Origin of the sequence: Mycobacterium genavense ATCC 51234 (assembly GCF_000526915.1) — a bacterium.
GTDB lineage: Bacteria > Actinomycetota > Actinomycetes > Mycobacteriales > Mycobacteriaceae > Mycobacterium > Mycobacterium genavense.
In genome coordinates this window covers 87,305-101,055 of the sequence record NZ_JAGZ01000006.1, presented here as the reverse complement: position 1 = coordinate 101,055, position 13,751 = coordinate 87,305, and the positions used below count along the sequence as shown (strand labels likewise).

General features: G+C 65.2%; 8 protein-coding genes and 6 pseudogenes. 7 read left to right on the top strand and 7 right to left on the bottom strand.

Going from position 1 to position 13,751, the window contains the following annotated elements; all coding sequences use genetic code 11:
• Positions 1–13: 13 nt before the first annotated feature.
• Complete coding sequence (locus tag T428_RS0115070; RefSeq protein WP_036468156.1) at positions 14–553, top strand: YceI family protein; 540 nt, start codon at positions 14–16, stop codon at positions 551–553.
• Between the two features lie 91 nt (positions 554–644).
• Positions 645–1,574, top strand: coding sequence for an SAM-dependent methyltransferase (locus T428_RS0115065; RefSeq protein ID WP_025737146.1), 930 nt, complete (start codon positions 645–647; stop codon positions 1,572–1,574).
• Between the two features lie 22 nt (positions 1,575–1,596).
• Here the strand turns inward: T428_RS0115065 and T428_RS35785 are convergent.
• A pseudogene (locus tag T428_RS35785) lies at positions 1,597–2,643 on the bottom strand (DUF7159 family protein).
• 603 nt (positions 2,644–3,246) lie between these two features.
• On the opposite strand from T428_RS35785, the gene T428_RS0115055 reads away from it, so the two are divergent.
• The 4 genes and pseudogenes from T428_RS0115055 to T428_RS28325 form a co-directional block, all read left to right on the top strand.
• A complete protein-coding gene (locus tag T428_RS0115055) occupies positions 3,247–4,236 on the top strand; it encodes an esterase family protein (protein ID WP_025737145.1) in 990 nt (329 codons plus the stop codon).
• 83 nt (positions 4,237–4,319) lie between these two features.
• Positions 4,320–4,865: pseudogene (locus T428_RS28330) on the top strand (chorismate mutase).
• A gap of 95 nt (positions 4,866–4,960) precedes the next feature.
• The gene (gene rpfC / locus T428_RS0115045; protein WP_036468106.1) at positions 4,961–5,371 is read left to right on the top strand and encodes a resuscitation-promoting factor RpfC; all 411 of its coding nucleotides are present in this window, start codon (positions 4,961–4,963) and stop codon (positions 5,369–5,371) included.
• Positions 5,372–5,408: 37 nt separating this feature from the next.
• A pseudogene (locus T428_RS28325) lies at positions 5,409–5,654 on the top strand (SRPBCC family protein); the annotation flags it as partial.
• Between the two features lie 2,109 nt (positions 5,655–7,763).
• Here T428_RS28325 and T428_RS32055 read toward each other — a convergent pair.
• On the bottom strand, positions 7,764–8,348 hold the full coding sequence (locus T428_RS32055) for an adenylate/guanylate cyclase domain-containing protein (RefSeq protein WP_245604939.1): 585 nt from the start codon (positions 8,346–8,348) through the stop codon (positions 7,764–7,766).
• Positions 8,348–9,013: a GAF domain-containing protein gene (locus tag T428_RS33645; protein WP_025737142.1), complete on the bottom strand. Its 666-nt coding sequence runs from the start codon at positions 9,011–9,013 to the stop codon at positions 8,348–8,350. The genes T428_RS32055 and T428_RS33645 overlap by 1 nt, the downstream gene beginning before the upstream one ends.
• A 302-nt stretch (positions 9,014–9,315) precedes the next feature.
• Here T428_RS33645 and T428_RS31245 point away from each other — a divergent pair, with 302 nt between their 5' ends.
• Complete coding sequence (locus T428_RS31245; protein ID WP_025737141.1) at positions 9,316–9,864, top strand: hypothetical protein; 549 nt, start codon at positions 9,316–9,318, stop codon at positions 9,862–9,864.
• 139 nt (positions 9,865–10,003) lie between these two features.
• Here T428_RS31245 and T428_RS0115015 read toward each other — a convergent pair whose 3' ends face one another.
• From T428_RS0115015 to T428_RS28305, 4 genes and pseudogenes are all read right to left on the bottom strand, one after another.
• Positions 10,004–10,438 carry an SRPBCC family protein gene (locus T428_RS0115015; protein WP_025737140.1) on the bottom strand — a complete coding sequence of 145 codons (435 nt, stop codon included), beginning with the start codon at positions 10,436–10,438 and terminating at the stop codon, positions 10,004–10,006.
• Positions 10,438–11,273, bottom strand: a pseudogene (locus tag T428_RS28315) (lysophospholipid acyltransferase family protein). Before T428_RS28315 ends, T428_RS0115015 begins: the two are co-directional and overlap by 1 nt.
• 94 nt (positions 11,274–11,367) lie before the next feature.
• Positions 11,368–12,497, bottom strand: a pseudogene (locus T428_RS28310) (amidohydrolase family protein).
• Positions 12,485–13,749 (bottom strand): annotated as a pseudogene (locus T428_RS28305) (type I glutamate--ammonia ligase). The pseudogenes T428_RS28310 and T428_RS28305 overlap by 13 nt, the downstream one beginning before the upstream one ends.
• Between the last annotated feature and the right edge of the window lie 2 nt (positions 13,750–13,751).

Below are 13,751 nucleotides of genomic sequence, written 5' to 3'. Positions count from 1 at the left end.
GTCCGTGACCGACTTGTGGACCCTGGACGCCGCCGACGGCGAACTGCTTCTGCGTACCGGTGTCAAGGGCCGGGCCGCCCGGATGGGCCATCGCCTCACGATCGCGATGACACGCTGGCGGGCCACCGTGCGATGGGCCGGCACGCATCCGGCCGCGGCCGAACTCACCGTCGAGGTGGATTCGTTCGAGGTGGTCGGCAGCCAGGGTGGCGTCAAAGGGCTCTCGGGTCCCGAGAAGGCGCTGGTGCGCTCGAACGCGTTGAGTTCGTTGGGTGCCGATCGCTGCCCGGAAATCCGCTGCACCGCCGACGACATCGAAGAAAGCGAAAACGGCTACCGGTTGCGTGGCACGTTGCAGATTCGGGGCAAACAGCGCGAGCACGTAATCGACTTGCACACCGAGGATCTCGGCGAATCCTGGCAACTGTCCGCCGAATCCACGGTTCGGCAGTCCGAGTACGGCATCAAGCCGTACTCGCTGCTGATGGGCTCGGTGCAGGTCGCAGACGAGGTGGCGCTGTCTTTCACCGCGGTTCACGCCAAGGACGATTGATCTCCACTGGCGGTACTGGCCGGCGCGGGTATCCTCGATCAGGATTCATTAACGCCGCTAAGTATCTATTGCCCCGTCGAAAGGGAACGAAATGCCTCGTACGGAAGACGATTCGTGGGACCTGGCGACCAGCGTCGGTGCGACCGCCACCATGGTGGCCGCCGGCCGGGCCGCCGCCACGAAGGCCGACAAGCCGCTGATCCACGACCCCTTCGCCGAGCCGCTGGTGCGGGCGGTGGGAATCGAATTCCTCGCGCGTTGGGTCAACGGGGATATCACGGCGGCCGACATCGACTCCGCCGACGAGGCGTGGGGATTGCAGCGGATGGCCGACCTGATGAGCGTCCGGACGCCGTACTTCGACGCGTTTTTCCGGGATGCGATGGACGCGGGCATCCGCCAGGCGGTGATCCTGGCGTCGGGACTGGACGCGCGGGCGTTCCGGCTGTCTTGGCCGGCCGGGACGACGATGTTCGAGATCGACCAGCCCGAAGTGATCCAGTTCAAGAACTCCACGCTGGCCGATCTGGGTGCGCAGCCGACGACGGAGCTGCGCGCGGTGCCGATCGACCTGCGACACGATTGGCCAACGGCGTTGCGCGAAAAGGGTTTTGACCCTTCGGCACCCAGCGCATGGATCGCCGAGGGGCTGCTTGCGTTCCTGCCCCCGGATGCGCAGGATCGCTTGCTGGACAACATCACCGGGCTCAGCACCCGAGGAAGTCGGCTTGCCGCCGAGATCTTCGGCAACAAGCCGGACGAAAACGGTGAGCCGGCACCGGATTTGATTGCGATCGCCGGCGAGCGTTGGCGCGCACACGGATTCGACGTCGAACTCGCCGACCTGCGCTACGACGTCGAGCGCAACGATGTTGCCGCATACCTGGGTCGGCACGGCTGGCAGACGGAAACAAAGACGCTCAACGAATTGTTCGCCGCCAACGGTCTTCCTGAAATACCTGCGAGCGCAGGCAGTTTGGCCGACGGCACGTACTACTGCACTGCGATCAAGCAGTCCTAGACAGCGGGGGCGTTGCAGCCGCTCAAGGTTGCGTCTCCGGGTCACCGGTGTCGCCCGGGATGTGTTCGAACACTCTCGTCAGGTACGGTTGCGGACCGTTCGGGTCGGACGGCTGCTCGGTCGGCGCGCTCTGCTCCGGTGCGCCGGCGTTCGAAACCGGTTCGCCGGTGGCGGCCGGCCGTGGTTCGGCCACCGGTGGTGCGACCGCGGGCGTTTTGGCTTCGGCGATCTGGGGTGTCTGGGCGTGCTCGACGTGCTTGCTCCGGGCGTGTCCCGCGTCGGGAGCGAGCTGGATCCCCAGGGTAACCGCCAGCGACGAGACGAACGTGATCGCACCGGCGGCCAACGCGGTCACGGCCCCCGCGTAGGACAGGTGTCCGGGCCGACGCGGCGACGGGGCGGCCGCGGGCTCGCCGACTTCAGGGATCAATTCCTCGTCGGTGAAATCGGTGCTGCGTGCCGACGTCAGCGCCGCGTCCCGCGCGACCGTCACCTGGGCCATGGTCTGCGCGAAAACCGGTACCGGCAAAGCCTTTTCGAGCTGCCAGCAGAATCCGTCGATGTCGCTGTCGGCGCCGACGACAACCACGCCGCCCGGACGGCAGCCGCTGCGGTCGAACATTCCGGTCAGCGAGGAACGCGGCCCGTCGAAGCCGCCGTTGATGCGCTTGACGACCGTTTGGGTGTCACCATCGTGCGTGTCTCGTATCCGACGACGGGTGCGATCGTCCGCGCCAAAGTCTCGACCGCCTCGAGCAAGCGAACCGGCACCACATTGTCGAACCCGGCGTCGGTCAATGCCTCCAACAGCAGCGCGGCCTGGGCGGCCGCCTCGTCGGTCCAGGTCACCCCGACAACGCGCAGATGATGATCGCCGGCGGTGGTCTGCGCGTCGACCCGCAAGACCTCATTGTGCCACCTGCTCAGCGGTGCTCACGGCGGCTATGCCGTCCTCGGCGTAAAGCGCCGTTTCCTGGTGGTCCAGGATGGTGCCGTCTGTGCCGTGTCCCTCGGCGAGGACCCACCCGAAGGTGGCCGGCGTCAGTGATAGCCCTAGTACCGTGTCCAAAATTCGCACCTCAATCGTCTCCGGAATCCGCGGCCCCGCCGAGGCACCGCGCACCATAAAAGTCCGCGGTGCGGTGAATCGAGAGGGCCGGACAGGACCGGGTTAGCGTTCGGTCTCCATCGGCTTGCTCCGAGAGAGCCTACGCGGTCCCGAAGGGTTCGGCCGCACCGATCTCGTATCCCGGAGAAACGCGCACGTTCCCCACATCGGCCCGGAAATCGAACTAATTGTCAACCGTGTCAAGTAAGGCGACCGTGGGTCATCGGACGCGGTCCGCCGTCGTACCACGCGGCAATGCCACTAAGCGCCGAACCGATTGACCGGCATCATAGGGCGTGTCGAAATCGGCGGACCGCCCTCAATTGACAACGTTTGTAGCCCACGTTGTCCCACGCCACTGTCCGGGCGCGTTCCTGTCGCCGCAAGGGCTGCCCAAGCGGGCAGCAGCGGTCCCGATCGGTTATCGCACTCACGTTATTTTCGGGTGGCGGCCGAAACAAAACTGGGATGACAACGCGTCCCAATCGACATTTGAGCTATTCACACGGTAAATTCTGCCGAGGGCACCACGCGACGACATACGACCGAACAAGGGGCGCAGGTATGACAGACGTGAGCGAGAAGATCCGCGCCTGGGGGCGTCGGCTCGTGGTCGGTGCGGCAGTGGCTGTGACCCTGCCGGGTCTGATCAGTCTTGCCGGCGGCGCGGCGACCGCGAGTGCGTTCTCGCGGCCCGGCTTGCCCGTCGAATACCTCCAAGTGCCGTCGGCCGGGATGGGCCGCAGCATCAAGGTCCAATTCCAGAGCGGCGGCGACGGCTCACCCGCGGTGTACCTGCTCGACGGTCTGCGGGCCCAGGACGACTACAACGGCTGGGACATCAACACGCCGGCGTTCGATTGGTACTACAAGTCCGGCCTGTCGGTAGTGATGCCGGTCGGTGGGCAGTCCAGCTTCTACACCGACTGGTACCGCCCGGCGTGTGGAAAGGCGGGCTGCTCGACCTACAAGTGGGAGACGTTCCTGACCAGCGAGCTGCCCGGATATCTGTCCTCGCAGAAGGGCGTCAAGGCCAACGGCAGCGCCGCGGTGGGGATCTCGATGGCGGGCGCCTCGGCGATGAACCTGGCGATCCACCACCCCGACCAGTTCATCTACGCCGGTTCGCTGTCCGGCTACCTCAGCCCGTCCACCGGCCAGGGCTGGATCGGTCTGGCGATGGGCGATGCCGGGGGCTACAAGAAGGAAGACATGTGGGGCCCGGACAACGACCCCGCGTGGCAGCGCAACGACCCGTTGGTCAACGTCGGTCAACTCGTCGCCAATAACACCCGGCTCTGGGTGTACTGCGGCAACGGCACTCCGAACGAACTGGGCGGTGCCAACTTGCCGGCCATCTTCCTTGAGAGCAACTTCATGGCCGGCGTCAACAAGAAGTTCCAGGACGCCTACAACGCCGCGGGCGGCCACAACGCCGTCTTCAACTTACCCGCCTACGGCACCCACAGCTGGGAGTACTGGGGCGCACAACTCATCGCGATGAAGCCCGACCTGCAAAGCAGCTTGGGCGCTCGCCCCGGAGGCGGCGGATAATCGCGGGGGCTCGTGGAACTTCGCTACTGCGCTTGACGACAATCGTCAGGCGCAGTAGCCCGTTAAGGGCATTTCTCACCGCGCTGCCGGCCGCCACCTTGCTGGCAACACCGACGCGAGCCGACACCGGTGCACTGACCGAGCTGGTCGATGCCGCCGCGCAGCGATTGCAAGTCGCCGAGGCGGTCGCCGCCTACAAATGGAATGCGCACGCTGCCATCGAGGATCCCGATCGCGTGCAGCAACAACTGGCCAAATTGAGCGCCGACGCCGTCGGCGAACACATCGACCCGAACTACGTCACCCGAGTATTCGGCGACTAGATCAACGCCACCGAAGCGATCGAGCACACCCGGTTCGCGCAATGGAAACTCGACCCGTCGAGTGCGCCCGCCAACGCACCCGAGCTGTCGGTGTCACGGTCGATGATCGACGGCCTCAACCAGACGATGCTGAACCAGATGGTGGTCCACTGGGATCTCCTGCACTCGCCGGGATGCGTCCCGCTGCTCGCCGCGGCGAAAGCCGCCGTCACCCGTGCTCGCGCGTTGGACCGGCTCTACCAACAAGCGCTGGCGCTGGCGACACAGTCCTATTGCGCTCAACTTCTCGCCGCCGGCGGGCGGTAATCCCGATTTCATTGCCATAGAAATGCCATAAATTTCTTATCTCGTGAATCAATCAAAACGGTAACGCTTTCTGCACACATGCCGAATTGCTTGACATGGGAAACTTGGGGAAGCCTCTCGTGAAGTACGCCGTCGTCGGCGGGTTCATCGCGGCGACGCTTGGCCCGGCGACCGCCGAAGCCGGCGCGGCGCCCACACCCAACTGGGACGCGATCGCGCAGTGCGAGTCGGGCGGCAACTGGCACGCCAACACCGGAAACGGCGCCTACGGCGGGCTGCAATTCAAGCCGGCCACCTGGGCAGCATACGGCGGCGTCGGCAATCCCGCCGCGAACTCGCGTGAGCAGCAAATCGCGGTTGCCAACCGGCTTTTCGCCGACCAGGGTGTGGAGCCCTGGCCAAAGTGCGGTGCCGCGTCCGGCCTTCCGATCGCGTGGTACTCGCACCCGGCGCAGGGCATCAAGGAGATCATCAACGGCCTCATCCAGGCGGCCGTCCCGCACTGATGATCAAATCGAACGCGGCCTAGGTTCACGCCCGGGTATGTGTTTGGATCGGGCCATGGAAGGTTCGGCGACAGTACATATGGTGGCACCTGCGGACAAGATCTGGAACCTGATTTCAGACGTTCGCAATACCGGAAAATTCTCGCCGGAGGTTTTTGAAGCCGAGTGGCTGGGTGATGCGACCGGCCCAGCCCTCGGTGCCAAATTCCGCTGCCACGTCAAGAGAAACGAGATCGGGCTGGTTCATTGGACGACGTGCAAAGTCACCGCATGCGAGGCCAACCTGATTCGCGGGAAGACCCGCGGCGCCTCGGGCCTGATCTGAAACGTCGCCCTTTCTCGTCGACGCATCGACTTAAGAGGCCATCAACGGCGCCATTCCGCCGTGCCCGTCCCAACCGACGAGGGCACGGAGGGTGTTTGCTGCGTGCGTAATGCGGGGCGCGCCTGCGGGTCACCGTCGCTGCGCTCGGCGACCGCCGTGGTTGCTCGCGGACACCCGGTCCGGCAACCTGTCTTGACCACAGTGTGCACCGATTCGGGGTCGGCAGGCGGTGCGGATCGCCGCCATGCCAGCTACCACCCGCGCGAGGTAGGGAATGGCGGTTATCGTTTCCGATGCCGCTGCCACTCGGGTTTTGTCTGGCCCGGGTAAGACGGCATCGCTTCATGCCATGCGCATCCAGCAAAGTCGATATCGCACGGATCCCAGGCCTTGGCTCCCGTCATGGCCGCCAGCTGCTCGCTGGTGCGTTCGCCGAACTCGTTCTAGATCTCGTCCGAATTCCACGATGCGCATTGTTTTTTCGGAAACGAAAATTTGCGCCAAGACTCATTGTTTCGTGATCGGCGGCCGGATAACAGTGCATGTCAAAGCGATTTCTAGGCGGCCGGGGGGCACGGATATCGGTCAGCTCACCAACACGGGCAGATTACTTCTTGGTAAAGCTGGCATGACTAGTGGGTCTCGGGTTACTATCGACACCGGCCGAATCGGGTCTGAATGCGATGGTGGGCGGCGCTCATCACCATATCGATGTAAGCCCCGCCCCCATTGCCGGCGGCCGGCCGAAGCCACTGTCGAATACGTCCGTGACGGCGATGGCAAGGTCATCCGCCGGCGAGTGTGCGACATCAACTGTCGATACGGCGACTTGCCCGGGCAGTGAAATTCCCCCGCACTGGGGCTAGCCATCGTGCTCGCCACGAGAATCGGCGCGGAAAGCTGTCGCGACGACCCGTCGTCACATCGCCCAGCGGCTCACCGTAGGCGCGAAGTGGGCTCCTCGCGGCCACGCGCATACGGGGTAGGCACCCGGCTTTCGGCGGCGCCGGGCCTGCATCCCGTTGCGCCAGCCCATTTCCCGGTGATCTTGATTTGAAATGCATTGCGCTGCAATGCATTTACATACGACATACCAGTTCCCCGAGAGCCTGCCCGGAACCGTATCGATTGAATGCGAGTCGCAAAAAAACTTTCCGGAGATTTCGGGAAAATGCTCGTGATCAAGCTCTTTCGCGTCGTATTGTACGTGTGTCTCGGGCAACGGATCGACTCTCTATTACAGATTGTCCTCAGACGAACGGGGGTAACACCATGACACGTCTCAGCAGTAAGCTTGTCGTCACCTTGATCCTGGGCTTCACCGCCCTTACGGCATCAGGGTGCACGATTCCGCTCACCATCGACCCAGGCAGTTCGGGTTTGGTCTTCACCGGTTAGTACGCGTTTCTTCACTCGTGGGGTGAGTCCGCGATAATCCCTGTGCGAGCGGGGATTATCGCGGATCCCTCGCTATAGCCGAGTTGGGGCGCGGTCACTCGCGGCCGGCTGCATCACGAATACGGCTTCCCCGGAACGGCTTTGGTACGCCGCGCTTTAGCGCTAGCTAAAAGACTGTCCGACTTGGGATTCGGTAAGTTGTTGTGTCACACGGTAGTTGCATCGTCTCGCCCAGTAAACGGGCCGTGCGAGTCGAGCCAGCCCTGCGCCTCGGAAATCCCGAGACGCAGGGGACTCAATAACCATGTAGTGCAGTCGCTTTCGGCACGCGCCGGCGGCTAGCCCGGAACGCAGGTGGACGGGCTGCAATAAATGGTGAGTGGGACAGTGCATCCCGATGTGGTGAGTGCGGTAAAGCCAAGTACCAAAGCGACGATGACTTTGCTAGTGCTACGCGACAAGGCAGTTCCCCCGTCGTATTGAGCGATCTGTGCCAGATCTATTGACTTGTCTGATTTCAAATCCCGAGATTGCTATTGTACGTCGTCAAGCCCTCTGAGACAAAGGATTTCGAATTTCGGACCACTGTATTGCCTAGCCGCACCGTGGCTAAACGAAGGTATCGTTCTGACGGCGACAACGGGTTTCGGTCCTGCCAAAATTCGATGGCTAGAACAAATAGTATGGCAAGCGTGTGAAATGCGTTGCTATACCGCTAATTCGTGCAGCACACAAAGCCGGACCGGGTCGCGCTTGCCCTTGACCTTCACCCAGCCGTGCCGGCTGACGCGGGCGGTCATTCCGAGCGCCGCGGAGGTGCTCGGGCCAACCACTACCTGACCCGGCTCGCTGACCCGGCTCGGCCAAGTTCTGCAGACGTGCGGCCAGATTCATGGTGTCGCCGACCGCGGTGAAGCTGCGCATCTGCTCGGCTCCGATGTTGCCCACCAGGGCCGGCCCGGTGTTGATTCCAACCCGGAATCGCGGCCAGTCCGCGCTCACGCTGCACTCGGCCGCCGCTTCGACGACCGAGTGCAGCGTGAGCGCGGCACCTGCCGCCCGTACGGCGTGGTCGGGCTGCCGGGTCGGAGCACCCCAGATCGCCATCACGGCGTCGCCGACGAACTGCAGGACGGTACCCCCCGACTCGAGAATGACGGGCACAACCGCGCCGTAATAGGTATTCAGCATGGTCACCACCTGATCCGGCGAGGTGGCTTCGGCGAACGGGGTAAAGCCATGCAGATCGGCCATCAACACGGTGACCTCCGTGATCGCGCCACCCAGCCCGGCTTGATCCGGGTCGCGAGCAGCGCGGTCGCGACCGCCGGCGACATGTAACTACGGAATAGGCCGTCCAGGTGGTGGTAGAGGCGCGCGTTCTCCAACGCCATCGAGGATTGGGTAGCGAACGAGCGCAGCAGCGCTACGTCGGCGTCGTCGAACTCACCGTCGGGTCGAAACGCCTCGATCACGCCGGCGACCTGCCCCTTGACCATCAGCGGCAGCTGCAGCGCGCGGTCCCCGACCGTGGCGTCGCAGAAACTGAGCTCGCCGTCGCGCATCAACCCGAGGCGAAATCGGTCACCGGGGAAGGCATCGGCGATCGACGCCATCACCCGGCCAAGTAACGCGTCCTCGTCCTGGATGACGCTGGATTCTCGGCCCAGGGCGATCAGCGTGCCCAGCTTGCGGACACGCTCGCGCTCGGTGCCGAGCGCCTCCGCGCCGCGCTTGAGGACGGCGACCTGTTGTTCGGACAGCTCGAAGCGATCGGCCAGCCGGGCCGCGGCGGCGCCGGGCGCCACCTGATCGCCACGCTCGCGGCGCTGTAGCACCTCGACCATCTCCTCCAGCGCGACGGCGTAGTCGCGACGCAGATCGGCGATTGTCTGCTGGGTGGCCAACGAATCGAACAAGCCTCGGACCGAGCCTTCCCGGCGGAATTGAACCCGCGCTGTAGGCGATAAAGCAGAACGCCAGCGTCATCAACACGTGCCACAGCCACCACGACGCGTGCCAACTCATGCCGAGGGCCAACGCCACCGACGCCTCCGCCAGCAACACGAAGGCGCTGAGCACCGACAGGACGACCACCGTCGGGCGTCGCCGATAGATCGGGAAGTAGGCCAGTGCCGCCACCGAGAACAGCACCCCGCCGGCCAGCGCCCCGAGCTGCTCGATGCCCTCCAAGACCGCTTGATTCGGCAGCCGGTCCAGCATGCCGTCCGCGATCAACACCGCGGATGCCGTCATCAAGATCCAGACCAGCGCCGACAGGCGCCGTCGCCATGTCCAGAGGCGCGCGTTTCGTGCGGGGGTGAAGTTGATCGAGGAAGCCAGGGCGATCAGGCCGGCCAAGATCAGGCCCATCCTCGTCGGCAACATGAACTCCGCGTCGGAGGTGTCCATCAGCACCCCGGGAGTGAACACCGCGTGCACACCGAAGAAGCCGGCGGTCGTGGTGAACACCAGCGACACCAGCCAGAGGCGGGCATCGTCGCGGGCGCGGGCCTCGCGGCCTATCAGGACGCCCAGCACCACACTGACCAGCGCCGCCGACAGCACCAACACGAAGTGGGCCGGCCGGGTGTCCCATTCCAGGTCGACTTTGGGGATGTCGAGCAGCAGCCACAACGCCAGCATCGGAAGGGTCATGTGCATCAGCCAATTCGCGGTGCGCATCCGCGATCCCGGGCGTGCCGTGCCGCTGCGCATCCCCGGCCAGCCACGCCGGCCGATCCGCCGGCTCATGGCCTGCATCAAATAAGCCACCCCCCTCGTTGGATTGCTCGAAGCACCCGCCGCGCTCGGGTTGGTTCGATTCCAGCAAACGGCCCGTGGCAAAGCGAAATTCCCGCTCACCGGCGTCTGGGGTGACAATCCGCGATGTCGGCGCAGCGGCCGGATCAGGCCTCGGCGAGGTGCTTGAGGCACCTGAGCGTGCCGGATAGCATGCGGCCGACCTGACGCACCGCGATCCGATCGGCGATGTAGCCCAGTATTCCGCCGGGTGCCTGATACGACAACCGGAAGGTCGCTTTCGTCTGGCCTTCGGCGCCGTCGCGCAGCCGAATTCGGCCGCGCAGCGCGACGCCGGTGATGCCCACCCACGCCAGGTCGCGGCGCTCGTCGAATTCGACCACCTCGACCAGGCCGCCAACGGGCACCGACCCGATCTTCCAATGCACGGTATAGCGGGCACCCACACCGGCGGCCCGATCGTCCGCGGATTCCCAACGCTCCAGGTTGGTCATGAACCTCGGGTAGCAGTCGGGGTCGCTGACGATTTTCCAGACGGCGTCGCGATCGGCCTGGATGAGGCAGCGGCGTTCGACGCGCATCAGCCGAGCACCGGTAAGCGACGTTTGGCGGCGAGGCGGTCGACGGCGTCCTGCAGGCTGGCGACGACCTTGTCGTGCACCGCTTCGTCGTCGTGGTCGTCGACGTCGATGGGTTCCTGCACCTCGATCACGATCTTGGTGGGCAGCGGAATGTGGCCCGCCAGATCGCCGATGTTCAAGCCCCAGGGCATGCCAACGATATCGGAATACTCTTGAGCCACAGCAACTTATCGGCCAGCAATGCCTTGGCCAGTCACTGCCCGCGGTTGAGGAACAGCGCGCTCTCCTGGCCTCCGACGCTGGCGACCGGCACGATCGGCACCCCCGCCTCGCGGGCCAGCCTCACGTAGCCCATCCGCCCGCCGAAGTCGACCTTGTGCCGTTCCCACGACGGCCGGAACACCTCGTAGTCGCTGCCGGGGTAGACCAGCAGAGCGGCGCCGGAATCCAAAGCCAGCCGGGCATTTTCGGGGTTGGCGGCGACGGTGCCGAACTTGCGCAGCCAGCCCAGCGGCGGTGCCGAGACGACTAGGTTGTGGGCCAGTTGGTAGAACGGCCGCTCGACGCCGAAGTACGAACAGAACGCCAGGGTGAATACGAAGGTGTCCGGAGGCACGTTGCCACCACTGTGGTTGCCGACCAACAGCACCGGACCTTCGGCGGGGATTCGATCCAGCCCCGTCACGTCGGCGCGGAAGTACAGCGACGCCAGCAACCAGGTGCCCGGTAGTTGGTCACGGATGTAGTCGGGATCCCGCTGGTCGAGATCGGCTTTGGGGACCCTGAACACGACCTGCCTACGGGTCCAGTCGATTGCCTCCCCGACGAGCCCCATGTCAGTGTCCTGTCCCTCGCGTGTCTCGGGACCGACTACCCGGATTGCCGGGATTTCACACGGGCCATTTGGCCCAGCGAGTTTGGTCGGGTTGTTACCGCTGCGGCGCGTCGAGGTGATAGACCCGAGCGGCGTTGTGATGCGCAATCAAGTCGACCACCCGGATCGCATCGGCCTCGGACCATTCGCCGTCGTCGACGAATCCGCCCAGTACTCGCCGAATACCGTTGCGCCACAACCTTGCACCCAGATAGTGCAGTTCGGCCGGCCCGAAGCCGTCCGACGAATACAGGATCTTGCCGAACGGTGCCATCTCCAGCAGCCGGGCGATGAACGCCGGTGCCCGAGCGCCCAGGTAATTGATGCTCAATCCGCCGTCGAGGTAGACGTTGTCGAAGGCCTGCGCGAGGTAGCCGGCCTCCCGCTCGTAGGGGTAGCAGTGCAGCAGCATGATCGGGGTGTCGCCGGATTACCGCAGGAAGTCAAGCAGATACAGCGGATTGGTTTTATGCAGATCGCAGTCGCGGTCCCCGAAGCCGACATGCAAATGCAGCGGCTTGCCCAGCCGCAACGCCTGATGCAGCCCCAGCAGAACGCGATCCCGTAGCCGGGTCCCGCCGGCCGCACGCCACCGGTCGGCGGCCTCGGCGACTTCGGCCGCGCCCGGCTCGGTCAGGTCGCCGTCGAATCCGCCCCGGTAGGCCAGGATGGACTTGGTGCCGACGGCGGTTGCCGCACGCCGGTGCAGGATCTCTTCGAACGCCGACGCGTAATCGCCGGGCACTCGTGCGGCCTGCTCGGCCACCTGCTCGAGGCGGACAATCTCGTGGGCCCGGTTGCCGGACAGCGCGGTCAGCCCCGAGATATCGGTGGTGCCGGCGTCGATTCCGGTGTCCACCAGACAGTCGCTGACCCCGGCGGCCGGCAGAAACTTCCGGGCCAGCTCGCTCTCGGTGAATTCGCTGCGACGCTCCCAGTAGGCCTGCGGGTCAGCGTGTTCGGCAATCCCAGAACGGGGCCGCAATGGGCACGCACCGCGTAGCCGAGCTGGGAGTCGAAACCGGAGTCGGTCCGGGGTTCGGTGTTGGCCTCGTTGAGGGAGTTCTCGAACCGTCGCCGGTCCCCCGGCTCTACCCAGCAGCCATGCACGTGGTGGTCGATCAGAGCCACTTCGTCGATGTGGCGCGTGAGAGCCGACGAGGCAGCCACCGCTACAGGCTCCATGCCGTCCGGAATTTGTCGGCCAGTTGCTCGGGGTCGAGGTCGCCGTAGTGCTCGTGCTCCCAGCGCCGGACCGCGACGACCATGTCCACCGCGACATCACCCAGAATGGAGCGCAGCAGCTCTGAATTATCCAGTGCGGCAAGCATATCCGCTTGGGATCGGGCAAGGCTGTCGATACCCGCGCGGCGGCGCTCGGAATCGGAGAGTTTCGCCGGGTCGACGGTGGTCTCCGGGGGTAGTGGTGCGTTGCGGCGGACTCCGTCCAGGGCCAGCCCGAGGATCGCCGCCGACGCCAGGTAGGAATTCGCCGACGGATCGACGATCTTCACCTCGACATTGCCCCCGTGCGCGCTGCCGGGGCCTCCTCTGACGAAACGCACTGCGGCTTCCCGATTCTCGATGCCCCGGCAGGCGTAGGCTCCCGCCCAGTTGCCCGGCCGCATGCGCAAGCCGGATACGGCGCAGGATCCCCCGGAGAACAGCGGGCCGTCCGGCTTCGTCAGCGAGAAGTGTTGGTGTGCACCGGATCCGACGCTGCCCGCAAGAGGTACCGGCGACAGGCTGATGCGGAGTCCATGGCGGCGCGCGGCGCGGCCGAGGATGATGCGCGTCAACACCAACTGGTCGGCCGCGGCCACCGGCGGCAGTGGCGACAACGAGATCTCGAACTGGTTGGCCCCGTACTCGGGATGAAACTCTCGATCCCCACACCGGCGGCCGCGGCCCCGGCGATGACGTCGCGGACGAAGGCCTCGTGTTCGAGCACATCGGCCATGCCATACTGCGCCCACAGGGTCGCCGGTAGCCGGCCGCCGTCGGGCTCCACCAGAACGAACTCGATCTCATGGCCGACGCTGGCCTCGATGCCGTCGCCGCCGAGCGCGGCCTCGATGCGGCGCAGCGTTCCGCGGTTGCAGGCGGAAACCGGCGTGCCGTCCTGCTCGAAGAACGCGGCGGGCCCCCACGCCAACCCGTCGCCGAGGAGCCGCACCGCCGAGAGGTCGATGCGCACGCGCTGATCGCCGATCACGCCGACGTCGTCGGTGAAGGCGATGCCGGTCTGGTCGATGGCGAAGGCGTGCCAGGACGGGCTGGCGCCGAGGCCGGGGTCGGCGAAGGTACTGGTACGACGGATCGGTACGGCCTTGGTCTGGGTGAGCCCGGCGGGGTTCACGACGGTGCCGATCACGGTGTCGACGCCGTCTGCCTCCAGCTGGGCAACCGCCGCGGCCGCAAGAGGCGTAGCGGTCATCG